Annotated in this window: 15 protein-coding genes and 1 pseudogene; 12 read left to right on the plus strand and 4 right to left on the minus strand. The window is 67.6% G+C overall.

Annotated elements, in window-relative coordinates:
* Window positions 1–27: 27 nt before the first annotated feature.
* Window positions 28–558 (minus strand): Dps family protein, encoded by a 531-nt coding sequence (locus tag B5X78_RS12640; RefSeq protein ID WP_079724886.1) that lies wholly within the window; start codon window positions 556–558, stop codon window positions 28–30.
* Window positions 559–642: 84 nt separating this feature from the next.
* On the opposite strand from B5X78_RS12640, the gene hrpA reads away from it, so the two are divergent.
* From hrpA to B5X78_RS12655, 3 genes are all read left to right on the plus strand, one after another.
* The gene (gene hrpA, locus B5X78_RS12645; protein ID WP_079724887.1) at window positions 643–4,617 is read left to right on the plus strand and encodes an ATP-dependent RNA helicase HrpA; all 3,975 of its coding nucleotides are present in this window, start codon (window positions 643–645) and stop codon (window positions 4,615–4,617) included.
* Window positions 4,618–4,723: 106 nt separating this feature from the next.
* Window positions 4,724–6,934 (plus strand): RelA/SpoT family protein, encoded by a 2,211-nt coding sequence (locus tag B5X78_RS12650; protein WP_229730721.1) that lies wholly within the window; start codon window positions 4,724–4,726, stop codon window positions 6,932–6,934.
* A gap of 19 nt (window positions 6,935–6,953) precedes the next feature.
* Window positions 6,954–8,555, plus strand: coding sequence for a tetratricopeptide repeat protein (locus tag B5X78_RS12655; RefSeq protein ID WP_229730722.1), 1,602 nt, complete (start codon window positions 6,954–6,956; stop codon window positions 8,553–8,555).
* A gap of 52 nt (window positions 8,556–8,607) precedes the next feature.
* On the opposite strand, the gene B5X78_RS12660 is transcribed toward B5X78_RS12655, so the two are convergent.
* Complete coding sequence (locus B5X78_RS12660; protein WP_079724888.1) at window positions 8,608–10,713, minus strand: glycosyltransferase; 2,106 nt, start codon at window positions 10,711–10,713, stop codon at window positions 8,608–8,610.
* Between the two features lie 97 nt (window positions 10,714–10,810).
* On the opposite strand from B5X78_RS12660, the gene mrcB reads away from it, so the two are divergent.
* From mrcB to tsaB, 5 genes are read left to right on the plus strand one after another with little or no spacing between them, the layout of a single operon-like run.
* Window positions 10,811–13,228, plus strand: coding sequence for a penicillin-binding protein 1B (gene mrcB / locus B5X78_RS12665; RefSeq protein WP_079724889.1), 2,418 nt, complete (start codon window positions 10,811–10,813; stop codon window positions 13,226–13,228).
* Between the two features lie 10 nt (window positions 13,229–13,238).
* Window positions 13,239–13,856 (plus strand): tetratricopeptide repeat protein, encoded by a 618-nt coding sequence (locus B5X78_RS12670; RefSeq protein WP_229730723.1) that lies wholly within the window; start codon window positions 13,239–13,241, stop codon window positions 13,854–13,856.
* 47 nt (window positions 13,857–13,903) lie between these two features.
* Window positions 13,904–15,904 carry a DNA repair helicase YoaA gene (gene yoaA / locus B5X78_RS12675; RefSeq protein ID WP_079724890.1) on the plus strand — a complete coding sequence of 667 codons (2,001 nt, stop codon included), beginning with the start codon at window positions 13,904–13,906 and terminating at the stop codon, window positions 15,902–15,904.
* The gene (locus tag B5X78_RS12680) at window positions 15,901–16,305 is read left to right on the plus strand and encodes a VOC family protein (RefSeq protein WP_079724891.1); all 405 of its coding nucleotides are present in this window, start codon (window positions 15,901–15,903) and stop codon (window positions 16,303–16,305) included. Before yoaA ends, B5X78_RS12680 begins: the two co-directional genes overlap by 4 nt.
* The gene (tsaB, locus tag B5X78_RS12685; protein WP_079724892.1) at window positions 16,302–17,024 is read left to right on the plus strand and encodes a tRNA (adenosine(37)-N6)-threonylcarbamoyltransferase complex dimerization subunit type 1 TsaB; all 723 of its coding nucleotides are present in this window, start codon (window positions 16,302–16,304) and stop codon (window positions 17,022–17,024) included. The genes B5X78_RS12680 and tsaB overlap by 4 nt, the downstream gene beginning before the upstream one ends.
* A 6-nt stretch (window positions 17,025–17,030) precedes the next feature.
* On the opposite strand, the gene B5X78_RS12690 is transcribed toward tsaB, so the two are convergent.
* Window positions 17,031–17,906: an energy transducer TonB gene (locus B5X78_RS12690; protein WP_079724893.1), complete on the minus strand. Its 876-nt coding sequence runs from the start codon at window positions 17,904–17,906 to the stop codon at window positions 17,031–17,033.
* Window positions 17,903–18,856, minus strand: coding sequence for a glutathione synthase (gshB, locus tag B5X78_RS12695; RefSeq protein ID WP_079724894.1), 954 nt, complete (start codon window positions 18,854–18,856; stop codon window positions 17,903–17,905). The genes B5X78_RS12690 and gshB overlap by 4 nt, the downstream gene beginning before the upstream one ends.
* A gap of 284 nt (window positions 18,857–19,140) precedes the next feature.
* On the opposite strand from gshB, the gene pilG reads away from it, so the two are divergent.
* From pilG to B5X78_RS18910, 4 genes and pseudogenes are all read left to right on the plus strand, one after another.
* Window positions 19,141–19,542 carry a twitching motility response regulator PilG gene (gene pilG, locus B5X78_RS12700; RefSeq protein ID WP_079724895.1) on the plus strand — a complete coding sequence of 134 codons (402 nt, stop codon included), beginning with the start codon at window positions 19,141–19,143 and terminating at the stop codon, window positions 19,540–19,542.
* A 61-nt stretch (window positions 19,543–19,603) separates the two neighbouring features.
* Window positions 19,604–20,134 (plus strand): chemotaxis protein CheW, encoded by a 531-nt coding sequence (locus B5X78_RS12705; RefSeq protein WP_079726174.1) that lies wholly within the window; start codon window positions 19,604–19,606, stop codon window positions 20,132–20,134.
* A gap of 39 nt (window positions 20,135–20,173) precedes the next feature.
* A complete protein-coding gene (locus tag B5X78_RS12710; RefSeq protein WP_079724896.1) occupies window positions 20,174–22,207 on the plus strand; it encodes a methyl-accepting chemotaxis protein in 2,034 nt (677 codons plus the stop codon).
* 14 nt (window positions 22,208–22,221) lie between these two features.
* Window positions 22,222–24,855: pseudogene (locus tag B5X78_RS18910) on the plus strand (Hpt domain-containing protein); the annotation flags it as partial.
* Between the last annotated feature and the right edge of the window lie 521 nt (window positions 24,856–25,376).

Raw genomic sequence — 25,376 nt, forward strand, 5'->3', positions numbered from 1 at the left:
GCGTTTCGTGCGTGAGTCAGGGCGGGATCACTCCAGCAGCGAGCGCAACATCCACGCATACTTCTCGTGCGTCTGCAGCCGCTGGGTCAGCAGGTCAACCGAAGGATCATCGCCGGCATCATCCGCCGTCTTCAACACCTTGCGCGCGGTCCGGCACACGGCTTCGTTACCGGACACCAGCTGCTCGATCATTCCCTTCCACGCCGGCACGCCGTCGGCGCCGGTTTCTTCCTGGATGGAAGACAAACGCACGAACTCCGCATACGATCCCGGCGCGTTGTAGCCCAGCGCGCGGATGCGCTCGGCGATCTCGTCCAGTGCCGTCCACTGCTCGGTGTACTGGCCCTCGAACATCGTGTGCAGCGAATTGAACATCGGGCCCGTCACGTTCCAATGGAAGTTGTGGGTCTTCAGGTACAGCGTGTAGCTGTCGGCGAGGAAGCGCGACAGCCCCTCGGCGATCTTCTTGCGATCGGCATTGGCAATCCCGATATCGATGTTCGGGGAAGTCGCCGCCGGGGCGGCCACCGTCTTGCTCTTGGCCTTGGTCTTGGACATCTGCACTCTCCTTATGGGGGACATGGCCCACAATACAAAAGTTAAACCAGCTTGCGTTATTAAACGTTTCACACGCTCCGATTGATGAACGCCATAGAACCCGCCCAATCCCCCGACCTCCACCACGCCCGCCGCGCCATCGACGGGGCGATGAGCCGTGACCGCGGCCGGCTGCATGGGCTGTGGTCGCGCTGGCAGGCCAAACCGGGCGAGGCGGCCCCGCGCGAGGCCTTCGCCCAGGCCCTGGCCAGTTCGGTGGCCCGGCGCGAGGCGCGTGCTGCGTCGGTGCCCACGGTCACCCTGGACGAAGCCCTGCCCATCGCCCGCGAAGGCGAGGCCATCGTCGAGCTGATCCGCAAGCATCCGGTCGTGGTCATCGCCGGCGAGACGGGTTCGGGCAAGACCACCCAGTTGCCCAAGCTGTGCCTGGCCGCTGGCCGCGGCGTGGCCGGGATGATTGGCTGCACCCAGCCGCGCCGCATCGCCGCGCGCGCGGTGGCGCGCCGGGTCGCCGAGGAACTGGGCACCGGCATCGGCGATGCCGTGGGTTACCAGGTGCGCTTCAACGACCAGGTGGGCGAGGACACCCGCATCAAGTTCATGACCGACGGCATCCTGCTGGCGGAGATCGCCAGCGACCGCTGGTTGTCGAACTACGACACGATCATCGTGGACGAAGCGCATGAGCGCAGCCTCAATATCGATTTCCTGCTCGGCTATCTCAAGCAGTTGCTGCGCAAGCGCAAGGACCTGAAGGTGATCATCACCTCGGCCACCATCGATACCGAGCGCTTCTCCCGTCATTTCGACGATGCGCCGGTGATCAGCGTCGAAGGCCGCACCTATCCGGTGTCGGTGCTGTACCGGCCGTTGGAGGGTGAGGGCGGCGAGGATGGCCGCGCCGGCGAGCGTACGGTCAACGATGCCATTGTGGCGGCAGTGGACGAGATCACCCGCCACGACCCGCGCGGCGACGTGCTGCTGTTCCTGCCGGGCGAGCGCGAAATCCGCGACGCCCACCAGGCACTGGAGCGGCGCAAGTACCGCGAAACCGAAGTGCTGCCGCTGTACGCGCGGCTGTCCACCAAGGATCAGGATCGGGTGTTCAACCCGGGTCCGAAGCGACGCCTGGTGCTGGCCACCAACGTGGCCGAGACTTCGCTGACGGTGCCGCGCATCCGCTACGTCATCGATCCCGGCTACGCTCGGGTCAAGCGCTACAGCCCGCGGCAGAAACTGGACCGTCTGCATATCGAGCCCATCGCCCAGGCCAGCGCCAACCAGCGCAAGGGTCGTTGTGGGCGCATCGCAGAAGGCATCTGCTATCGGCTGTATGCCGAATCCGATTTCCTCGCACGGCCGGAATTCACCGATCCCGAGATCCGTCGTTCCAGCCTGGCCGGCGTGATCCTGCGCATGCTGCAACTGGGACTGGGCCGGATCGAGGACTTCCCGTTTGTCGAAGCTCCGGACGAACGTGCCGTGGCCGATGGCTGGCAGCAGCTGGGCGAACTGGGCGCGGTCGACAAGGATCGCAAGCTGACCACCATCGGCCGGCAGATGGCGCGCCTGCCGGTGGACGTCAAGCTCGCCCGCATGCTGGTGGCCGCGCAGCAACACCGCTGCCTGCGCGAGATGATCACCATCGCCGCCTTCCTGGGCATCCAGGATCCACGCGAGCGCCCACCCGAAGCGCGCGAGGCGGCGGACAACGCGCACGCACGCTTTGCCGATCCGCGTTCGGAGTTCCTGGGCATCGTCAAGCTGTGGGACGCCTACCGAAGCGCGCACGAAGAACTGACCCAGTCGAAGCTGCGCGACTGGTGCGAGCGGCATTTCCTTGGCTTCCTGCGCATGCGCGAGTGGCGCGAACTGCATCGGCAACTGCTGTTGCTGTGCGAGGAGCTGGGCTGGTCGCTGGACACCGCGCCGGAGCCGGACACGGAGAAAGCGCGCCAGGCCGCGTACGTGGCGCTGCATCGCGCCTTGATTGCCGGCCTGCCCACGCAGGTGGGCCACCGCACCGAGAAGAACGACTACCAGGCGCCACGCCAGAGGCGCTTCCAGGTATTCCCGGGATCGGCGCTGGCCAAGAAGCCACCGCCCTGGCTGCTCGCCGCCACCCTGCTCGACACCCAGCGCGTCTGGGGCCTGACCAATGCGGCGATTGAACCGGACTGGGTGATCGCCGAAGTACCGCACCTGCTCGCGCGCAAGCATTTCGATCCGCACTGGTCGCGGGCGCAGGGCCACGTGCTGGCTTCCGAACAGATCAGCCTGTTCGGCCTGGTGCTGGCGCCGAAGAAGCCGGTGCACTATGGCCGCATCGCACCGCTGGAAGCGCACGACATCTTCGTGCGGCAGGCGCTGGTGACCGGCGAGATCAACACCCGCGCCGGCTTTGTGGCCGACAACCTGCACACGCTGGAGCAGGCGCGCGAGGAAGAAGCCAAGCTGCGTCGCGCCGGCCTGGTGGCCGATGAGGACTGGCAGGCGCGCTGGTACTTGCAGCGCATTCCTTCGGACATCCACTCGGCCGCCGGTCTGGATGCCTGGTGGAAAGCGCAGGCGCCGGAAGCGCGGCGCAAGCTGCTGTGGTCGTTGACCGAACTGTTGCCCGGCGAGGGCAGCGAAGAGGATCGCTATCCCAAGTATTTCGCCCTGGGCGATGCACGCTTGCCGCTGCACTACCGGTTCGAGCCGGGCGCGGTCGACGATGGCGTGACCCTGGAACTGCCGCTGCATCTGCTCAATGCGCTGGATCCGGCACGCTTGTCGTGGCTGGCGCCGGGCTTCGTGGCGGACAAGGCCGCGGGCCTGATTCGCAGCCTGCCCAAGGCGATGCGGCGCAATTACGTGCCGGCGCCGGATTTCGGCCGCGCCTTCTTCGAAGCGTTTCCGCAGCCGAGCGCGGACGACATCCGCGGTGAGCTGGCGCGCTTCCTGGCGCGCACCACCGGCACCACGCTGGCTGCGCTCGACTTTGACGAGTCTGCGCTGGAGCCGCATCTGCGCATGAACCTGCGCCTGCGCGAGGACGTGCGCGATCCGGCGCGTGCCAGTGAAGCCAAGGTGCTCGCCGAGTCGCGGGATCTGGATGCTTTGCGTGCCCGCTTTGGTGACCGTGCCGGCCAGGCGTTTGCCGCCCGCGCCGGCCGGGCGATGGCCGCCAGTGGCCTTCGCGAGTTTCCGGCGCAGGCGATTCCGGAACAGGTGCCGGGCGAAGCCGGCGTGCCGGCATTTCCGGCGCTGGTGGACGAAGGCGACAGCGTGGCGCTGCGCGTATTCGCCGATCGCGGCGAAGCCCGGCAGGCGCACCCGCTCGGCGTGCGTCGCTTGCTGGAGTTCGCGCTGGCCGACAAGCTCAAGCAAGCGCGCAAGCAACTGCCGGTGTCGCCCAAAACCGGCCTCCTGTACGCGGCCATCGAGCAATTCCACGATGCCAGTGGCAAGCCCGGCCTGCATCCGAATGAGCGCAAGGAACGTTTGCAGGCCGATATCGCCGATGCGGCCATGAACGCGGTGCTGGCCGAAGGCCTGGAACAGATCCGCGATCGCGCAGCCTTCGAGCGTCGTCGCGACGAGTCGGCGCGCGTGTTGTTTGCCGAAGCGATGGCGCGGCTGACTCTGGCCGAATCCATTCTCGCAGCGGTCGCGGAAGTGAAGCCGCAGTTGGAATCGCCGCTGATGGGCTGGGCCCGCGGCAATCTGGACGATCTGCAGGGCCAGTTGCAGGGCCTGATCCATCCGGGCTTCCTGCGCCGCACCCCGGCCGCCGCGCTGGCCGAGTTCCCGCGTTACCTGAAAGGCATGCGCCTGCGCGCCGAACGCGCGCTGCGCGATCCGGTACGCGACCAGGCGCGCATGCTGGAAATCAAGCCGTTTGCCGATGCCTTGGCCGAGGCGCGCGCGCAGGGCCTGGATGCACGTGCCGACTGGCAGGCGCTGCGCTGGGATCTGGAGGAATTGCGGATCTCCGTTTTCGCCCAGGAGCTGTCCGCGCGCGGCGGCGTCTCACCCAAGAAACTGGCGCAACGTCTGCAGGCACTGCGTGGGTGAAACCCGCACCAGCAGCTGTGGCATGACCTCATCACCGCGCAGGACTGTATTCCCGCCGCGCGTGCAGGTAAGTTAGAGCGGCCCCACCGAACGAGAGACGCCTGTGTTGTCCGCTCCACGCACCGACGTGATCACCCTGCTGCAACGGCCGTCGCTGGCCACGCTGCCGGCGGATCTGCGTGCGCTGGTACAGACGCGTATCGATGCGAGTGGCGAGGTACCGCTGCGCGATGCGCTGCCGGTGGTGGCCGATACGCTGGACACGCTGGCGGCGTTGTCCGCCGATGGCGAAGTCCTGGCGGCAGCCCTGCTGTTCGCCTTGCCTGGCAGTGAAGGCGAACAGCCGAAGCCCGAACCCGGCAAGCCGGATACAGCGAAGCAGGAAGCAGCCAAGTCGGCTGCGGCCAAATGGCCGCCGGCGCTGGTGGACCTGATCGAAGGCCAGCAAGCCGCGTCACAGGTCTGGGTGCTGCACGCCGAGCAGCAGCGCGGCGGCAGCAACGAAGGCCTGCGCCGCCTGCTGCTGGCGATCGTGCGCGATCTGCGCGTGGTGCCGATCCTGCTCGCACGGCAACTGGCGCGCATGCGCCACGCCGGCGCGCTGGAAGAGACCGAACGGCGCGCACTGGCGCGCCTGACCCGCGACATCCACGCGCCGCTGGCCAACCGGCTCGGCATCTGGCAGCTCAAGTGGGAGCTGGAAGACCTCGCCTTCCGCTACCTGGAGCCGGACACCTACAAGCAGATCGCATCGCAGCTGGATGAAAAGCGCGTCGGTCGCGAGCGCTATATCGAAGCGGTCAAGACCACACTGCGCGAAGGCCTGGCCGAACACGGCATCAGCGCCGAGATCAGCGGTCGCCCCAAGCACATCTACAGCATCTGGCGGAAGATGCAGCGCAAGCAGGTCTCGTTCGACGAGTTGTACGACCTGCGCGCCGTCCGGGTCACCGTCGATGACGTGGCCGCCTGCTATGCCGCGCTCGGCATCGTGCATGCCCTGTGGCAACCGGTGCCGAGCGAATTCGACGACTACATCGCCCGCCCCAAGTCCAACGACTACCGCTCCCTGCATACCGCGGTGATCGGACCCGAAGGGCGCACGCTGGAAGTGCAGATCCGCACCCACGAAATGCATGCGCAGGCCGAACTGGGCGTGGCCGCGCACTGGCGCTACAAGGAAGGCGGCGGCGACAAGGCCTTCGATCGCAAGATCGCCTGGATGCGCCGTCTGCTCGATCACACCCAGGAAGGCGGCGACGGCGATGGCCTGGCCAGCGAACTGGATGCCGAGTTGGTCGAGGATCGCGTGTACGCGCTCACACCCAAGGGGGAAGTGATTGATCTGGTGCAGGGCGGCACGGTGCTGGACTTCGCCTACCACGTACACACCATGGTCGGACACCGCACGCGCGGGGCCAAGGTCAATGGCCGCATCGTGCCCCTCAACCACGCGCTGCACAGTGGCGACCGCGTGGAAATCCTGACTTCCAAGACCGGCGAGCCGCGCCGCGACTGGCTCTTGCCGGCCAATGGTTTCCTCGCCAGCGGGCGCTCGCGCGACAAGGTGCGCGCCTGGTTCCACAAGCTCGATCGCGCGCGCAACCTGCAGGCCGGCCGCGAGTTGCTGGAAAAGGAACTCAAGCGCCTCGGCCTGCACCATGCCGACCTGGCGCCGATGGCGAAGAAATTCCACGCCGAAAGCGTGGATGATCTCTACATCCAGGTGGCGCTGGGCGACGTGGGCCCCAACCAGATCGTGCGCGCGCTGCACGACGAACAGCGCGCCGCCGCGGCCCCGGCGGCACCGCCGTCGCTGCTGCCGCCCGGGCGCAAGCCGGGTGGCCGCAAGCCGGCCGCACCAGGCAAGTCCAAGTTCACGGTCGAGGGCGTGGGCAATCTGCTGGTACAGCTGGCGCGTTGCTGCCAGCCGGTGCCTGGCGAGCCCATCAGTGGCTATCTGACCCGCGGTCGTGGCGTGACCGTGCATCGGCGCGACTGCGCCGCCTTCCTGCGGCTGGCCGCGACCAACCCGGCGCGTGTGTTGCCGGTGGAGTGGGGCGTGGCCGGTGGCGGTGGTTATGAAGTGGACGTGGTGGTGCGGGCCTTCGACCGCAAATGGCTGTTGAAGGACATCACCACCCTGATCGCCCAGGAAGACGCCAACGTGCTGGACATCAACAGCGACAACGCCCGCGGCAGTGGCCGGGTCCAGCTGCGCCTGCGCCTGAAGGTGGCCGACTTCGGCCAACTGTCGACCCTGCTTGGCAAACTGGACGCCATCCCCGGGGTCGAGGACGCGCGACGTTCAGCCTGAGTGGGTATGCTGGCGCCGAATGTCAATCAACGAACAAACGCCGCCGCGCGATCGCATCGAACCCAGCACCGACTGGGACAAGGTGCGTTTTCGCGACGATCCCAGGAACAACGACGACGACTACGGCTACGACGAGTCGCGTTACCCGCCGCCGGCCTGGCGTTCGCGCCGGGTCTGGCGCTGGGGGCTGCTGATCCTGATCCTGTTGGCGGCGGTGCTGGTGGTGTTCCGCCAGCCGCTGGCAGCGGTGTTCTGGCCTGACACGCGCATTCAACAGTTGCTGGATCAAGGCGATGCCGCCTTGCGCATTGGCCAGTTGAGCGCCAGCGGCGGACGCGGTGCGCGCCAGTATTACGAAGCCGCGCTGGCACTGGACGGCGATCGCAGCGAAGCGCGCGCCGGCCTGGCCAAGGTGGCCGAGGCCGCCCTGGTACAGGCGCGCCAATACACCGAACGCAAGCAATACGATCGTGCGCATGCCGCGCTGGCACTGGCCAACGAACTGCAGGTGCCGCGCGCCAACGCCACCCAGGTGGCCGACACCTTGCGCCAGCACGAAGCCGGTGGCTCGGACATCGAACCGCTGTTGAAGCAGGCGCTGGCCGCGCAGGCCGCGGGTCGCCTCGACGGCGCCCCGGATACCGCGCTGCCGTTGTTCCAGCGCGTCCTCAGCTTGCAGCCCGGACGCATCGAAGCCTTGGAAGGCCGCGAGGATGCGCTGTCGGACCTGCTGAAGGAAGCGCAGGCGCTGCTGGCCCAGGGCAAGGTGGCCGAGGCGGGCGCGGTGATCGCGCGTGTGCGCGGCTATGACCCCGGCCATGTCGATCTGCCGGCGGCGCAGGCGGCACTGGCACGCGCAGGCGACAACGGCGTGAGCCGCGCCGATCAGGATCTGCGCGCACGACGCCTGGAAGCCGCACGCAAGGGCTACGAAGACGTGCTCTCCACCTCGCCCGACGAAGCGCGGGCGCGCCAGGGCCTGGATCGGGTCGCCGCCGCCTATGCCGAGCAGGCACGCAAGCAGGCCGGCGACTTCCACTTCACCGAGGCCGAAGCGGCGTTGGCGCAGGCGCGCGAGATTGCCCCGCAGTCCGCCGCGGTCAACGAAGCCGAGCAGGCCTTGGTGCGCGCCCGCGCCGCCGAGGCCCGCCTGGATGCACGGACCTCGCCGCGACAGCGTGGTCAGCAGTTGGCCGACCTGCTCGACGGCATCGCCAAGGCCGAAGCGCGCAACGACTGGATCACCCCGCCGGGCGAAAGCGTCTACGACCAGCTGCGCGCAGCGCAGGCGCTGGCGCCGGACGATGCACGGGTGAAGAGCGTCGCCGCGCGGCTGCTGCCGGCGGTCACGCGCTGCTACGAGGACGAACTGCGCGGCAATCGCCTGCGTCGCGCGCAGGCCTGCCTGTCGGCGTGGCAAACCCTGAGTCCGGGCGCCTCGGCGCTGCCCGAAGCGCGCCGGCAGATGGCGCAGAAGTGGATTGCCGTGGGCGGTGAACGTTTGGGCGCAGGCGACGTGGCGTTTGCCACGCAGGCCTTGAATGAAGCGCGTGCCTTGGCGCCGCAAGCGCCGGGTCTGCATGAGTTTGCCGAGCGCGTGCGGATGGCGCGCGTACCCTGATCGGGCACACCCCCATTCGCGCTGCGCGCGAATCGCCCCCTGACTCAGGGGGCTAAGGCGCCTGGGTCAATCCGAATACGGTACGGACGGTCTCTCGGGCGGCATCGAGAGAGAAGTGTCGGGCGACGTTGTCGCGGCCGGCTGCGGACAGTCGGGTCCAGAGTGCTTCATCGCGATAGAGCGTGACGATCGCGTCGGCGAAGGCGTCGGCTGTGTCGACCACCAGTACGTCACGCCCATCCTGCAGACTCATGCCTTCCACCGCGCACGTCGTCGCGACGATGGGTTGGCCGTGGGCCATGCTCAGGTTGATCTTGCCCTTCACGCCGGCGCCGAAGCGCAGTGGCGCCAGCGCCACGCGCACCTGATCCATGTAGGGATCCAGATCGGCGACGTGGCCGTGCACGCGCACGCCGTGGCTACCGTCGAACGCGCGGATGTCGGCGGGTGGCTGGTCGCCGATGCAGTGGAAGCTCACGTCCGGCAGCTGTGCGTGCACCCGCGGATGGATGGCCTGCAGATACCAGCGCATGGCATCCAGATTGGGGGCGTGCTGGAATCCGCCGACAAACACCAGATCGCGGCGCGACGCGTAATCACCGCCGGCTGCGGTCAGCCGATGCAGGTTGCTCACCACTTCGACGCGGGCATCCGGGACATCGGTGGCCAGCAGGCTCCGCTCCACCGCACTGACCACCAGGGTGATGTCGCTGGCGCGCATCAGTCGTAGTTCGTCGGCGCGGGTGCGTTCGGCGGCGCGCAGCAGGGCGGCATCACCGGCCGTCTCGGCGGCGCGGCGTTCGCGCAGGTAGTGCAGATCCACGGTGTCGAACACCACCCGCGCCCGGGTGGACTTGCGCAGCAGGGGCAGGAACTCGTTGGCCACGTGGTGGCGCGAGACCATGACCGTGTCGAAGCGCGCGCCGTGCTCGCGCAGCCAGGCCGGTGCATTGCCGGCAAACGGCGCATACCAGCACTCCACACCCAGATCCTGCAGGGCCTGGGTATCGGCGCCCGCGTAGGCCAGGTCGGCCGGCAAAAAGACGACGTGCGCGCCTTCCTCGATCAACAGCCGCATCAGATTGAGCAGACGCAGCGAACCGGAATCGCGATTGGCGCGTGGCGTGCTTTCTTCGATGATCAGAATCTGCGGACGATCCCGCGCCAACAATCCCGGCGAGGGCAATGATCGCGCCGGCAGTTGTCGCTGCAGGGCATCGGCCCACTTGGCGGCAAACACACCCTGGTTGCGCGCCTGGTAGGCCTTGACGCCGCTGGAGGGGTCGGTGCCGGCGGTGACGCCTTCGCGATGGACCACGCGCGAGCGCGGTTGGTAGAGCACCTCGCGCCCGGCCGCGCGCACCGCGAAGGCCAGGTCGGTGTCTTCGTAATACGCAGGCGCGTAGCGCGTGTCGAATCCGCCCAGTTCGCGGAACAGCGGCGTGGGCACGGCCAGTGCCGCGCCCGAGCAGTAGTCGGCTGCGCGCAGGCTGGCGTAGCGTGGATCATCGGGCGAATCGAAGCGGCCATAGTTCCAGGCCGCGCCATCGGCCATCACCACGCCGCCGGCTTCCTGCAGGCGACCGTCCGGGTAGATCAGCTGCGCCCCCACCAGTCCCGCGCGCGGGTGGGCTTCGAAGGTGGCCAGCAGCGCATCCAGCCAGCCTGGCTGCGGCACGGTGTCGTTGTTCAACAGCACTAGGTAATCGCCACGCGCGAGCGCCGCGCCGTCGTTGCAGGCGGCGATGAAGCCGCCATTGGCCGCGCGCCGGTGATAGCGCAGGCCGTCGATGGCGCGCATCCACGCTTCGGTCTCGTCGCTGGAGCCGTCGTCGACCACGATCACTTCCATGCTTGCCTGCGGCGGATGCGCGGCCAGCGCGCGCAGGCAGTCCAGCGTGTCGGTGGCGTGGTTGTAGACCGGGATGACGATGCTCGCGCGCGGCGCATCGGCGCGCGGCAGTTCGAAAGGCGCAAACGGCGCCGGCGCCGGTGCGTACAGGAGCGGGGCGGGCAGGGGCAGGGCGGGTGACCAGTGCCGGCGCAGGCGCGACCAGGTGGCCTGCCAGCCGCGCGTTCGCACGCTGTTCATTCCCCGCCGGAACAGGCCGCTCAGGCGCGCGAACAGAAAGCGCACATGGGCCAAGGGCATCGACATTCCGTTGCAACTCCAGCAATCAGGGGCCAGGACAGGGTACGCCGACGGCCCCCCGGAGCGGGGCCTGCGTTAGACTGCCGGCACCTTTCATTGTCGCATCCCCGTGGCCCAGACCGACTACGAAGACGAAGACGACGACGCATACGACGACGACAGCACCGACACGCCCGTGTGGCGGCAGTGGTTGCTGACCTGGGGCCTGGCGGCGGTGGCCCTGGGCCTGGGCTTCCTGATTCCGTATACGCTCTACCTCAACCACCAGGTGACGCAACGCTTCGGCGAGTTGCGCTGGCAGGTGCCCACGCGCGTGTACGCCCGCCCGCTGGCGGTGGCGCCGGGCGTGGCGATGGACGCGCAGACCCTGAAGACCGAACTGGATGCGGCGTCCTACCGCGACGACGGCAAGGGCGAGCTGCCCGGCACCTATGCACGCAACGGTGGCCGCTACACCATTGCCAATCGTGGCTACACCGACGTCGACGGCATCGTCGCGCCGCGCCGCCTGCAGGTGACCCTGTCCAGCGGCCGCGTGCTGACTGTGCGCGATGTGGCGCGCAAGCAGAACCTGAAGGCCGCGCGCCTGGATCCGGCGCGCATTGCCACGCTGTACGGGCAGAAGCAGGAAGAGCGCCGGCTGGTGCGGCTGAAGGAAGTGCCGATCCTGCTGGTCACCGGACTGCAGGCGGTGGAAGACCGCGACTTCAAGGATCACCACGGCATCGATCTGAGCGGCATCGCGCGTGCAGTGTGGGTGACCCTGCGCTCCGGCGGCGAGACCCGCCAGGGCGCCAGCACGCTGACCCAGCAGCTGGCGCGCAGCGGCCTGCTCGGCATCGGCAAGGAAGTCACGCCCTCGCGCAAGTTCAACGAGATCCTGTTCGCCCTGATCCTGGAAGCGCGTTACGACAAGAGCACCATCCTCGAGGCTTATTTCAACCAGGTCTATCTGGGCCAGCGCGGCAGCCAGGCGATCCACGGCGTCGCCGCCGGTTCGGAGTTCTGGTTCGGTCGCGACCTCAATGCCCTGACCAGTGAACAGATCGCCCTGCTGATCGGCATGGTCAAGGGTCCGTCCTACTACGACCCGCGGCGCAATCCGGAGCGGGCCAAAGAGCGCCGCGATTTCGTCCTCGGCAAGCTGCACGCGTCCAACCTGATCGACGACAAGGAATACAAGCGCGCCGTGGCTGCACCGCTGGGGGTGACGCAGACGCCTGGCATGGTCGCTGCCAACCGTTTTCCTGCCTACGTGGATCTGGTGCGTCGCCAGTTGGCCCGCGACTATCCCGAGAATGTGCTGCAAGGCGCCGGCCTGATCGTGCTGACCGGCATGTCGCCGTCGGCGCAGGCCTATTCCGAAGGCGCGGTGACGCGCACCATCAAGGCGCTGGAAAACAAGCGCCGTCCGCCGCTGCAGGCCGGCATGGTGGTGACCGACGTGCACAACGGCGACGTGTTGGCCGTGGTGGGTGGACGCGACGTGGCCAATCCCGGCTTCAACCGCGCGGTGGAAGCACAGCGGCCGGTCGGCTCGTTGCTCAAGCCCTTCGTCTATCTGCTGGCCCTGGCGCAGCCGGATCAGTACTCGCTGGCCAGCTGGGTGGACGATTCACCGGTGACCGTGCAACTGGGCCGCAACAAGAAATGGTCGCCCGGCAATTCCGACAATCGCAGCCATGGCACGGTGCGCCTGATCGATGCACTGGCCAATTCCTACAACCAGGCCACGGTACGCGTGGGCATGAAGGTGGATCCGGAGCGGCTGGCCGAACTGCTGCGCGTGCTGGCCGGCATGCAGGCGGAAAAGAATCCTTCGCTGATCCTGGGCTCCACCGATCAAAGCCCCTATGCGATGGCGCAGCTGTACCAGTTCCTCGCCTCGGGCGGTGAAATCCAACCGCTGCATGCGGTGCGCGGGGTCATGGATCCCAATGGCAAGTTGCTCAAGCGCTATGACAAGACGCCCGCGCCCGCACAGGAAGGGGATTCCATCGCCGCCAACCTGATCAGCGTGGCCTTGCAGCAGGTGGTCAGCAACGGCACGGCCCGGCAACTGCTCGGCGACGGTCGCGGGCATCTGCAATCGGCCGGCAAGACCGGCACCAGCAATGATGGCCGTGACAGCTGGTACGCCGGCTACACCGGCGATCACCTGGCAGTGGTGTGGATGGGCAATGACAAGAACGAGCAGACCGGCCTTTACGGCGCCACCGGTGGCATGCGTGTATGGTCCAACCTGTTCGCGCGTCTGCCGAGCACGCCGCTGAAAGTATCGGGCAAGGGCCTGGACTGGCAGTGGGTGGCCGGCAACAACAGCACCGATCCAGGCTGCCCGGGTGCGCGCACGCTGCCCTTCGTGGCCGGCTATGCGCCGCCCTACAGTGCGTGCGTGATGGAAACTCCTGCACCGGCCGAAGAAGAAAGTGGCGGCTGGCGCAGCTGGTTCGGCCTGGACAAGAAGAACGAAGAGGCGCCGCCGGCGTCCGACGCGCCGCCGCCCCCGCCCAGCAACTGAAGTCCCTGTCATGAAGAAGTCGAAGTTCCTGCCTGTTGCCACCGCTCCGCGCCTGCTCGTGTTGTCGTTGACCTTGCTGCTGGGCGCCTGCGCCACCGAGGCGCCGCCGGAGAGCCCGGCCGTGGCCACCCGCACACCGGCGCAGATGCTGGCCGCCGTACAGCAGGCCGGACAGGGCCAGGACGAACGCGAGCTGGACGTGCAGCCGCTGCGTGACAACGAAGTGGAAGATCTGCGCGAGATGGCCGTCGCCGCCACACGTCGTGGTGAAAACGACGCCGCTGCCGCTTCGCTGGACCAGGCGCTCGCGATCGTGCCGCAGGATCCGGCGGTGTTGCAGGAGCGTGCCGAGGTGGCCCTGCTGCAGTCCGACTTCGATCGCGCCGAGGCCGACGCCCTGCGCGCGATCGCGCTGGGGTCGGAAGTCGGCCCCTGGTGTCGCCGTCATTGGGAAACCGTGCACCAGGTGCGTGCGCGTCGCCACGAGGTGGCGGCAGCGCCGATCAAGCGGCCCAACGAGGAAAAGCTGGCCGAGCAGGCGCGCGCACTGGCCGACATCGATCGCGGCATCGGCGAAGCCAGGGACAAATTGGCCGCCTGCACGGTCCCCGGCATCAATAGAATGTAAGTCCCCGCACGGCGCGTCCTGTCGCCGTGCCCCGGATTGTCGAGACGATGTCGCAACTTGCCCATGCCAGCCGCGAAGCGCTCAGTGAAGGTGGCGCGCTCGCCAGCCGGCTCGAAGCCTTTGTTCCGCGCGAGGCGCAGCAGCGCCTGACGGGCGCCATTGCCGATGCGTTCGACAGTCGCGACGCGCTGATTGCCGAAGCCGGCACCGGCACCGGCAAGACCTTTGCCTACCTCGTGCCGGCGTTGCTGTCGGGCCTGAAGACGATCATCTCCACCGGCACCCGCGCGCTGCAGGACCAGCTGTATCACCGCGACCTGCCGCGGGTGCGCGAAGCGCTGGGCGTGGGTTTGAAATCTGCGCTGTTGAAGGGCCGCGCCAATTACCTGTGCCGCTACCGCCTGGAACAGGCCAAGGGCGAACCGCGCCTGATTGGCTCGTTCACCACGCGCGACCAGGTGGATCAGTTCCAGCGCATCATCGCCTGGGCCGGCCGCACCCAATTTGGCGACATGGCCGAGCTGGCCGCGCTGCCGGATGATTCGCCGCTGCTGCCGATGGTGACCTCGACCACCGACAACTGCCTGGGCACCGAGTGCCCGTTCTGGGAAGAGTGCTTCGTGGTGCAGGCGCGGCAGCGTGCGCAGGCCGCCGATGTGGTGGTGGTCAACCATCATTTGTTGCTCGCGGATCTGGCGCTCAAGCAGGAAGGCTTCGGCGAAATCCTGCCCGGTGCGCAGGCCTTCGTGATTGACGAAGCGCACCAGCTGCCGGAACTGGCGGCGAACTTTTTCGGCGAAAGCTTCGGCATGCGTCCTTTGCAGGAACTGGCGCGCGACTGCCTGGCCGAATGCAAGGACGTGGCCGGCGCACTGGCCACCTTGCAGGATCCCGTGCAACGCCTGGAGCAGGCGCTGCGCGAACTGCGCCTGGCGATGGAAGGCCTGCCCACGCGCGGCACGCGCGAACGCGCGCTGGGCAAGCGCGAGGTGGCCGAGACCTTCGGCAGCGTGCTCAATGTGCTGGGCGAGCTGTCGATCGCCGTGGTCGACATGGCCGAATCCTCGCTGGGCATGGACGCCTGCGCCGCGCGCGCGCAGGAGCTGTCCGCACGGCTGGCGCGCTGGCTGGGCGAGGACGAACCGATTCCCGGCTTCGACGATGAACCGGTCGCGGCCGATGCCGGCGATGTGTTCTGGTACGAACTGACCCCGCGCGGCTTCCGCTGCCAGCGCACCCCGCTGGATGTGTCCACGCCGTTGCGCCAGCACCGCGAACAGTCGCGCGCGGCCTGGGTGTTCACCTCGGCCACGCTGGCGGTGGGCGGCCGCTTTGATCACTACGCCGAGCGCCTGGGCCTGGATGATCCCACCACCTTGCTGCAGGCCAGCCCGTTCGACTGGCCGCACCAGGCGCTGTGCTACCTGCCGCCCTCGCTGCCCGATCCGGCCTCGCGCGAGTACGGCAGCGCGATGATTGCGGCGGTGCGGCCGGTGCTGGAAGCCTCGCAAGGGCGGGCCTTCCTGCTGTTCGCCTCGCACCGCGCGCTGCGCGAGGCCGCCGATGCATTGCGCGGTGGCCCGTGGCCGTTGTTCGTGCAGGGCGAGATGCCGCGCGCGACCTTGCTGCAGCGCTTCCGCGAATCCGGCAACGGCGTGCTGCTGGGCGCCGCCAGCTTCCGCGAGGGCGTGGACGTGGCCGGCGATGCGCTGTCGGTGGTGGTGGTGGACAAGCTGCCGTTCGCCGCGCCGGACGACCCGGTGTTCGAAGCGCGCCTGGAGGCGATTCGCCGGCAGGGCGGCAACCCCTTCCGCGACGAGCAGCTGCCGCAGGCGGTCATCGCGCTGAAACAGGGCGTGGGCCGGCTGATCCGCACCGAGCGCGATCGCGGGGTGCTGGTGCTGTGCGATCCACGCCTGCTGGGCAAGAGCTATGGCAAGCTGTTCCTGGAATCCCTGCCGCCCTTCACCCGCACCCGACAGCTGGACGATGTGCAGGGCTTTTTTGCACCAGAATCGCTGCCACTGACGCCAGGAGCAGGACCATGACTGACAAACCGCGCGTGCATGGCCTGGGGGGCGTGTTCTTCAAGGCCGACGATCCCAAGGCGCTGTCCGACTGGTACGGCCGCCATCTGGGCCTGGATGTGTCGCAATGGGGTGGCGCGATGCTGCCGTGGAAGCGCGCCGACACCGGCGAGGAAGCGCTGACGATCTGGTCGCCGTTCAAGGCCGACACCACGTATTTCGAGCCAAGCCAGAAAAGCTACATGCTCAATTTCCGCGTCGATGATCTGGAAGGCATGCTGGACGCGCTGCGCGCCGAAGGTTGCCAGGTGCTGGAGCGACGCGAGGATGGCGAGCAGGGCAAGTTCGGCTACGTCGTGGATCCCGAAGGCGGACTGGTGGAATTGTGGCAACCGCCCGTCGCGGATGACGCCACATCATGAAACTGCTCGCGTTCGAAACGGCAACCGAAGGTTGCTCCGTGGCGCTCTACCTGGATGGACAGGTGCGCGAGCGCTTCGAAATCGCACCGCGGCGACATGCCGAGCTGGCCTTGCCGTGGGCCGAGGAATTGCTGGCCGAGGCCGGCGTGGCACGCAGTGCGCTGGATGCGATCGCGATCAGTCGCGGGCCGGGCGCGTTTACCGGCGTGCGCCTGGGTATCGCCCTGGGCCAGGGAATCGCGCTGGCCATTGATCGGCCGCTGGTGCCGGTGTCCACGCTGAAGGTGGTGGCGGCTTCGCTGGTGCTGCCGTATGGCACGGAACCGGCGGGCGGCAAGCAACGGATCTTCGCCGCCATCGATGCGCGCATGGGCGAGGTGTACGTGGGTGCGTTCCAGCGTGACGGCGCGGATCTGGTGGCGCTGTCCGACGAGATCGTCGCGGCGCCCGATGCGGTGTCACTGCCCGATGACGGACGCTGGCATGGCGCGGGCACGGGCTTTGCCGCGTTGGAAGGTGCGCTGCTGACGCGGCTGCAGCCGCAGTTGGCGAGCGTGGATGCGAGCGTGTTGCCGCATGCCTCCGACCTGGCGCAATTGGCGTCGTTGGCGTTTGCGCGCGGCGAGGCGGTGGCGCCGGAGTTGGTGGAGCCGGCTTATCTGCGCGACAACGTGGCATTGACGCTGGCCGAGCAGGAAGCGTTGCGCGCTTCCAAGTAACGCGGCTCACTCATCCCGCACTTCACCACCCGGCAGAAACTTCCACGTCCGCGTGACATGCAGGATATCCACCTGCTCGCTGGTGTCCGGCAACGGCGGGAACGGCGTGGACAACTGCACGATCCGCAACGCGGTGGAATCCAGCAACGGCACCCCGGATGACTGGATGATCCGCGTCTGCTCGACGGAGCCATCGCGGCGCACTGCCACGCTGATCACCAGCGTGCCACTCAAGCGTTTGCGCCGCGCCTCATCTGGGTAGTTCAGGTTGCCGACCTGCTCGGCGCGATCCACCCACGCACGCAGGTAGTTGGCATACACGTACTCGCGCGTACTCGCCGAGACGAACTTGCGCTTGGGGCGCTTGGCGTACAACTCCGAACGCAGATGGATCTCCGCGGCCAGCCGCGCCATCTCCGCATCGTGTTCAATCTTCTTGTCACCCAACGGCAGGTCCGTGCGATCCGGCACCGGCCGCGTCTGCGCCTGCGGCGCCTGCTGCGCACTGTTGCGGGTGGCAATCACGCGTTCCTGCGGTGGCGGTGCGGCCGTGGGCGATTGCGCACGCAGCGGCTGCGGCGCCAGCCCGGTCTGCGCCTGCGGCACCCAGCCGGCCTGGCTGTCGCGCGGGCGCTGGGATGTGTCACGGTCGCCGCCGCCCTGCTGGTTGGCGGCAGCCAGGAAGTCGGCTTCCTTCGGCGTCAACGGGGTCTGGGTCTGGCTCAGGATCACGTCCAGCGTCGGCACCACCGGCGCGCTGCGCTCCAGGGTGAAACCCACGCCCAGCACCAGCATGCCGTGCAGGATCAGCGACAACGCCAGGGTGGCGCCCAGCCGTTCGTTCTCGCTGACGCGAGGCGGCGGGACAGCAACGGCATTCATTGCGCGGCGGCGAGCTTGCGTTCGATGGCGTCGAACAGCAGGGCGGCGATGTTCAAGCCGAACTGCGCGTCCAGTTCGCGCACACAGGTGGGGCTGGTGACGTTGACCTCGGTCAGGTAGTCGCCAATCACGTCCAGGCCGACAAAGATCATGCCGCGGCTCTTCATCGCCGGGCCGACCTGGCTGGCAATCCAGCGATCGCGATCGCTCAGCGGGCGGCCTTCGCCGCGACCACCGGCGGCCAGGTTGCCGCGGAACTCGTCGCCCTGCGGAATGCGCGCCAGTGCATAGTCCACTGGCTCGCCGTCAATCAGCAGCACGCGTTTGTCGCCGTCCTTGATGCCGGGAATGAAACGCTGGGCCAGGGTCAAGCGACCATCGGCAATCAGGGTTTCCAGGATCACGTTGGTATTGGGGTCGCCGGCCTTCACCCGGAAGATCGAACGCCCGCCCATGCCATCGAGCGGCTTGAGCACCGCCTCGCCATGTTCCTGCACGAATGCCTTGAGTTCGGCGGCGCTGCGGCTGACCAGGGTCGGCGGGCAGCATTGCGGGAACAGCAGCGCGGCCAGCTTCTCGTTGAAGTCGCGCAGGCCCTGCGGGTCATTGACGATGAAGGCGCCGGCCGCCTGCGCCACCGACAGGATGTGGGTGTCGTACAGATACTCGGAGTCGACCGGCGGATCCTTGCGCATCAGCACCACCTGGCCCGGCCCGAAGGCCTGATCGGTCGGCTCGCCCAGCTGGAACCAGCCGGCCTTGTCGTCCTGCACGGTCAGCGGCGCGGTGCGCGCCATCGCCACCCCGGCACGCAGCGACAGCCCGCCAGGCAGGACGTAGTGCAGGCGATGGCCGCGGCGCTGGGCCTCCAGCAGCATCGCGAAGGTGGTGTCCTTGGCAATCTTGATGGACCCGATCGGGTCCATGACGACGATGACATCGAGGGGCATGGGGGTGGCAAGCGCGCTGCGGAACAAGGAGCAGGATGTTAGCAGGGGCGGCACCTTGGACTCCCTCCCCCGCACGGCGGGGCAGGGTGGGGGTGGGGCGGAGCCGAGCCAGCGTCTTCACGCGTTCGCGAGGGTCAGGACTGCGACGCGCGTCGCATCGGCGTGTTCAGCAAGACCCCTCAAATGTGCCTCGCTTGACAGTCCGCGTCCGTACTGGAATAAAGAGCCCATCGCAGCGGTGCCGGTAAGTCTAATGAAGCACCGCGCGCACGGGGAACCAATTGATGACGCAGAACGCTGACCGGGCCGGGGCATTGAACGGCCTTCGGGTCATGGTGATCGATGATTCGAAAACCATCCGCCGCACCGCGGAGACCCTGTTAAAACGCGAAGGTTGCGAGGTGGTGACGGCGACGGACGGTTTCGAGGCCCTGGCCAAGATTGCCGACCAGCAGCCGCAGATCATCTTCGTCGACATCATGATGCCGCGCCTGGACGGCTATCAGACCTGTGCGCTGATCAAGAACAACCAGGTCTTCAAGAGCACGCCGGTGATCATGCTGTCCTCCAAGGACGGTCTGTTCGACAAGGCGCGTGGCCGCATCGTCGGCTCCGAGCAGTACTTGACCAAGCCGTTCACGCGCGAGGAACTTCTCGACGCGATTCGCGCCCACGTTAGTACCTGAGCGCGGACCTGAACGAAGTGAGCATGTCCATTCCCAATTCGCGAGCAGGGGGCGGGCCATGATCCGCACACCATTCGACATCCTGGCCGAGTACGAGCGCCGCAGCCTGGCCCACGCCGTGGCATTGCCCGCGCGCGAGGAAGCGCCGGACCAGTGGCGTGGCGTCGGTTACCGCGTCGGCCAGCGCCGCTTCGTCTCCAACTTCGGCGAGGTGGTGGAAATCGTGCCGCTGCCGCCGATGACGCCGGTGCCGGGCGCGCAGCCGTGGCTGCTGGGCATCGGCAACCTGCGCGGCAACCTGTTCCCGGTGATCGACCTCAAGCAGTTCCTCGAGGGCGAGCGCACCGTGTTGCACGAAGGCCAGCGCGTGCTGGTGATGCGCCAGCCTGGCGGTGACGTCGCGCTGACCATCGATGAGCTGTACGGCCAGCGCAGTTTCAATGAAGCCCAGACCACCGAGCCGGGGAGCTTGGCCGAAGGGCGGTATGCACACTTCGTCGATCGTGCCTTCCACGGCGACGAACATGATTGGGGGGTGTTCGCGCTTTCGTTGTTGGCGCGCACGCCGGAGTTCCGACAAGCCGCGCTCTGACGCGGCCTTTCAGCACGTCTTTTCCAGGGGTTTCGAACAATGAGCACGGCCGCGGATTCTCCCACTCCCAGCAAGCTGGGCAGTTTTGGCAGTACGTTCTGGCTGCTCCTGCTGATCCTGGCGGTGGTGGCCTTCGGCGCCAACACCGGCGTGGCGACGTGGCAGGGCAGTCGCCTGTCCGGCGCCAGCACCAGCGCATCGGATTTGCGCGTGCTCTCGCAGCAGCTGGCCAACCAGGGCCGTGAGGCCGTGGCCGGCAACGCCGACGCGTTCAAGTCGTTCAAAGACACCAACCAGCGCATCGATGAAGCGGTCGCCACCTTGGAAAGCCGCTACGGCAGCGAGCGCGACATCGCCGGCCCGCTGACCCAGCTCAAGACCACCTGGTCGCCGCTGGACAAGAGCGCCGAGCAGATCATCACCTCCGAAACCGCGGTCCTGGCGCTGGCCGGTAACGCCGACCGCTTCACCACCCAGGTGCCGCAGCTGCAGGCACAGTTGAACGAAGTGGTGCGCGCCATGTCGCAGGGCGGCGCGCAGTCCTCGCAGATCTACAGCGCACTGCAGCAGGTGGTGTTGGCCGGCACCATGGCCCGCCGGGTAACGGAAATCCGCGCCGGCGGCACCGGCGCCACCATGGCCGGTGATGCACTGGGCCGCGACTCGGTGCTGTTCGGCCAGGTGCTGGACGGCCTGCAGAACGGCAACCCGGATCTGGGCATCGCACCGGTCCGCGGCGCCGCCACCGGCTCGCTGCAACAGGCGCAGAGCCTGTGGGCCAACATGAAAAAGGATCTGGACGCGATCCTGGGCAGCTCGCGCAACCTGTTCGCCGCGCAGTCGGCGGCCGCCGCGCTGACCAACGGCTCGACCAAGATGCTGGAAGACAGCTCCTCGCTGTTCAACGCGTTCACCGCGTTCGGCTCGGTGCGCGATACCCGCCTGTTCCCGAACTTCTGGATCTCGATCGGCGCCGGCATCCTGCTGGTCGTGTCGATCGGCGGCTTCCTCTGGACCTTCTACCGCAGCCGCCAGCGCGAGCAGGATTCGCGCTACCAGACCCAGGTGGAATTCAACAGCCGCAACCAGCAGGCGATCATGCGGCTGCTGGACGAAATCTCCTCGCTGGGTGAAGGCGATCTGACCGTCAAGGCCTCGGTGACCGAGGACATGACCGGCGCCATCGCGGACGCCATCAACTACGCCGTGGACGAACTGCGCAACCTGGTGACCACCATCAACGACACCTCGGTGCAGGTGGCGGCCTCGACCCAGGAAACCCAGGCCACTGCGCTGCAGCTGGCCGAAGCGGCAGGCCACCAGGCCGACCAGATCAACACCGCTTCCGAACGCATCAACGAAATCGCGGTCAGCATCGACCAGGTCTCGCGCAACTCGACCGAGTCGGCCGACGTGGCCCAGCGCTCGGTGTTGATTGCGACCGAAGGCGCCGGCGTGGTGCGCGAAACCATTCGCGGCATGGACCAGATCCGCGACCAGATCCAGGAAACCTCCAAGCGCATCAAGCGCCTGGGCGAGTCCTCGCAGGAAATCGGCTCGGTGGTGGAACTGATCAACGACATTTCCGAACAGACCAACATCCTGGCGCTCAACGCGGCCGTGCAGGCGGCATCGGCCGGTGAAGCCGGTCGCGGTTTCGCGGTCGTGGCCGACGAAGTGCAACGCCTGGCAGAACGCACCTCCAATGCAACGCGCCGCATCGAATCGCTGGTGCAGGCCATTCAGGCCGATACCAACGAAGCGGTCAGCTCGATGGAACAGACCACCGCCGAAGTGGTGTCGGGTGCACGCCTGGCCGAGGACGCCGGCACGGCGCTGGGCGAAATCGAACGCGTGTCCAGCGACTTGAACGACCTGATCAAGACCATCTCCGGCGCGGCCCAGCAACAGGCCGTGGCGGCTACCGACATCACCGAAACGATGGGCGTGATCCGCCAGATCACCTCGCAGACATCGCTGGGCGCCAAGCAGACGGCCGACTCGATCGGTCACCTGGCGCAACTGGCGACGGACCTGCGTCGTTCGGTCGCCGACTTCAAGCTGCCCGGCTGAGGAACACGCACGAAATGAGCGCATTGCGTGAAGCCATGAGTCATGCCGTACTTGGCTGGGTCAAACCCGAGCTGGACGAAACGCTGCGCCTGGCGCGCGGCGAAATCGAAGCCTTTGTCGAAACCCCGAGCGATACCAGCCGCATGCGCTTCTGCGTGGGCTACCTGCACCAGGTGCAGGGCACCCTGCGGATGGTGGAGCTGTACGCACCGGCAATGGTCGCCGAGGAACTGGAGCTGCTGGCGCTGGCGCTGCAGGAAGGCGCGGTGGCCGATCGCGACGAGTCCTGCGCCACGCTGATGCGCGGTGCGGTGCTGCTGCCGGATTACCTGGAGCGCCTGCAGGACGGCCATCGCGATATCCCGATCGTGCTGCTGCCGCTGCTCAATGAAATCCGCAGCGCGCGCGGCGCGCCGGTGCTCAACGAGAGCATGTTGTTCCCGCCGGGCAGCCAGCCGGACGAAGCCTCGCAGCCGAGCGAGGAAGAAATCGATCACGCGCGCAGCAGCATCAGCGGGCGCAACCGCGAACTGCTCGACACCGTCGGCAGCGCGGTCAAGGAAGAACTGCTGCGGGTCAAGGACGCGCTGGATCTGCATCTGCGCACCCGCGACAACCCGGCCACCCTGCAACCGCAGGTCGCCGAACTGGGCAACGTGGCCGACACCCTGGGCATGATGGGCCTGGGCGTGGCCCGCGACGTGGTGCTGCAACAACGCGACGCCCTGCGCGAAGTGGCCGAAGGCCAGCGCCAGGCCGACGAAGGCACGCTGCTGGATATCGCCGGCGCGCTGCTCTATGTCGACGCTTCGCTGGATGATCAGGTCGCCCGTCTGGGTGGCCCGGTCAACGACGGCGGCGCCGATGGCAAGCTCACCGATTCGCAGCGCACCGTGGAAGTGCTGGCGCAGGAAGCGATCATCAACTTCGCCGCCGCGCGCGAGAAGTTCGTCGCCTTCATCGAGACCAACTGGGAACACAGCGAGCTGGCCGAAGTGCCGCGCCTGCTCGACGAAGTCACCGGCGCCATGCGCATGCTGGAACTGGGCCAGGCCGGCGACTACGTCACCGGCGTGCGCCGGTATGTCAGCAACGAACTGATCGGCAAGCGCCGCATCCCCGGTGGCCAGCAACTGGACACCCTGGCTGACGCGCTGGCCAGCCTGGAGTACTACCTGGAAGCGTTGCGCGAGCGCCGCCCCAATCGCGAAGACATTCTGGAGATTACCCGCAGTAGCCTGGAAAACCTGCGCTACTGGCCGCTGCCGGCCGAGCTGCCCAAGCAGGGGCATGCCGCTTCGGCCGCGCCGATCGTCAGCACGGCCGCCGCCACGGCGGTGAAGGAAACCGTGCCGGCTGAAACCCCCGTCGCGGTGAGCAGCAGCGCCAGCATCGAGCGCGCCGCGCCGGTGGAAACCGCTGCCGCCAATCCGTTTGATCCGGTCGGCTTCGAGTTTGCCGAAGACACGCCGATGGAAGCCATCAGCGACGTGCCCGTGCATTGGGAGCCGGTGGAACTGGGTGTGGAAAGCGCGCACGCGCCGGTGTTCGACGAAACCGCCGCGGTGTTCGCCGATATCCAGGCGGCCGCCGCCACCCTGACTCTGGAACAGGACAGCGCACCCGTCGCTGCGCCGCTGCCGCCCGAGCCGACCCCGGAACCCGCGCCGGTAACGGCCGGCATCTCCGCGATGGCCGGTGGCTTCGATGGCGAAGCCGGCGACATCGACGATGAAATCCGCGAAGTCTTCCTGGAAGAATTCGACGAGGAAATCGTCAACCTGCGCCAGCTGCTGCCGGTCTGGCGCAATGCGCCGGACGATCTGGATCGCCTGCGGCCGATTCGCCGCGTCTTCCACACGCTCAAGGGCAGTGGTCGCCTGGTTGGCGCCAAGACTCTGGGCGAGTTCAGCTGGAAAATCGAGAACACTCTCAACCGCGTGCTCGATCGCACGCGTCCGCCGAGCACCGCCGTGGTGGTGTTGCTGGAGCAGGTCTGTGACGTGCTGCCGCAGCTCAATGCCGCGCTGCGGGGCCAGGCGCCGGTCAGTGCGGATCTGGAAGGCCTGAAGGCCATCGCTGATCGCGTCGCCGGTGGCGAGGAAGCGTTCTACCAGGCCAAGGCCGAGGGTTCCGCTGCCATCGCGGTGGAAGCGGGCAGCGCGAACGACAGCGGCGTTGCCGACAACACCGGCGAAGTCGCCGTTGCAGCGCCCGGCGCCGCCACGGAGTTCGAACCGGTCACCGATGGCACGCCCGCATCGGTGGACGCGGTGCTGCGCGAAATCCTGGAAGCCGAAGTCGCGACCCATCTGGACACCGTCAACACCTGGCTGGCCCATTCCAGCGTGGCGGCGCAGAAGGCCAGCGAGCCGCTGCTGCGCGCCATGCATACGATGAACGGCGCGTTCGCGATGGCCGACGTGCCGGAGATCATCGAGGTCACCGCGCCGGCCGAGCAGTACATCAAGCGCCTGCTGGCCGCCTCGGCGACACCCTCCCAGGAAGGCATCGTGGCGTTGGCCGCGACCGCCACCGCGATCGCCCGCAGCGTGCACGCGCTCAAGCAGCCGGCGCCGCGTATTCCCGTGTTTGCCGAACTGGCCGCGCGCCTGGCGGCATTGCGCGATGGCTTGCCCGATGTGCGCGCAAGCGTGCAGACAGTCAACGACGGCGCGCAAGGCACCTACGCCGGTGCGTTGGGCGTGGGCGAGGGCATCGTGCCGCTGGCCGACCTGCACCTGGCGCCGCACGATCTGTCCGCGTTCCTGGATCCCGAACACCAGGCGGCCAGCGCGGAGTTGTACGAGGAAGTCGTGCTGCATGCGCCGCACGAACCCTCGCTGCGCAACCCCAATGACTTTGTCGACAACATCGTGGCCGATCTGGTCGGTGACGATGCCGACGCCGCGGTTCCGCCGGTCAAGGGCGCCGCCGACGGCGTGCAGTACTTCGACGTCGAGTTCTCCTACTCCATGCGTTCGCGCCAGGAAACGGCGCCCGCCAACGAGGACGACGGCGACCTGGCCAGCCTGGAACGCCAGGCCGAAGCCGACGAAGATCTGGACGTGGAAGCGATCAGCCTGGAAGACGCTGCGCTGGAAGAGGCCGCGCTCGATTCCGGTGCCGTGCCCAGCGACGAGGACATCGCCGCCCTGGTCGCCGAACT

It is taken from the genome of Pseudoxanthomonas indica (assembly GCF_900167565.1).
Classification (GTDB): Bacteria; Pseudomonadota; Gammaproteobacteria; order Xanthomonadales; family Xanthomonadaceae; genus Pseudoxanthomonas_A; species Pseudoxanthomonas_A indica.

Excerpts from the sequence above, each read along its gene's own strand:
- yoaA (WP_079724890.1), top strand. The coding sequence starts at position 13,904 with ATGTCGCAACTTGCCCATGCCAGCCGCGAAGCGCTCAGTGAAGGTGGC.
- hrpA (WP_079724887.1), top strand. The coding sequence starts at position 643 with ATGAACGCCATAGAACCCGCCCAATCCCCCGACCTCCACCACGCCCGC.
- tsaB (WP_079724892.1), top strand. The coding sequence starts at position 16,302 with ATGAAACTGCTCGCGTTCGAAACGGCAACCGAAGGTTGCTCCGTGGCG.
- pilG (WP_079724895.1), top strand. The coding sequence starts at position 19,141 with ATGACGCAGAACGCTGACCGGGCCGGGGCATTGAACGGCCTTCGGGTC.
- B5X78_RS12640 (WP_079724886.1), bottom strand. The coding sequence starts at position 558 with ATGTCCAAGACCAAGGCCAAGAGCAAGACGGTGGCCGCCCCGGCGGCG.
- B5X78_RS12670 (WP_229730723.1), top strand. The coding sequence starts at position 13,239 with ATGAAGAAGTCGAAGTTCCTGCCTGTTGCCACCGCTCCGCGCCTGCTC.
- gshB (WP_079724894.1), bottom strand. The coding sequence starts at position 18,856 with ATGCCCCTCGATGTCATCGTCGTCATGGACCCGATCGGGTCCATCAAG.
- B5X78_RS12680 (WP_079724891.1), top strand. The coding sequence starts at position 15,901 with ATGACTGACAAACCGCGCGTGCATGGCCTGGGGGGCGTGTTCTTCAAG.
- B5X78_RS12690 (WP_079724893.1), bottom strand. The coding sequence starts at position 17,906 with ATGAATGCCGTTGCTGTCCCGCCGCCTCGCGTCAGCGAGAACGAACGG.
- B5X78_RS12660 (WP_079724888.1), bottom strand. The coding sequence starts at position 10,713 with ATGTCGATGCCCTTGGCCCATGTGCGCTTTCTGTTCGCGCGCCTGAGC.
- B5X78_RS12655 (WP_229730722.1), top strand. The coding sequence starts at position 6,954 with ATGTCAATCAACGAACAAACGCCGCCGCGCGATCGCATCGAACCCAGC.
- B5X78_RS12710 (WP_079724896.1), top strand. The coding sequence starts at position 20,174 with ATGAGCACGGCCGCGGATTCTCCCACTCCCAGCAAGCTGGGCAGTTTT.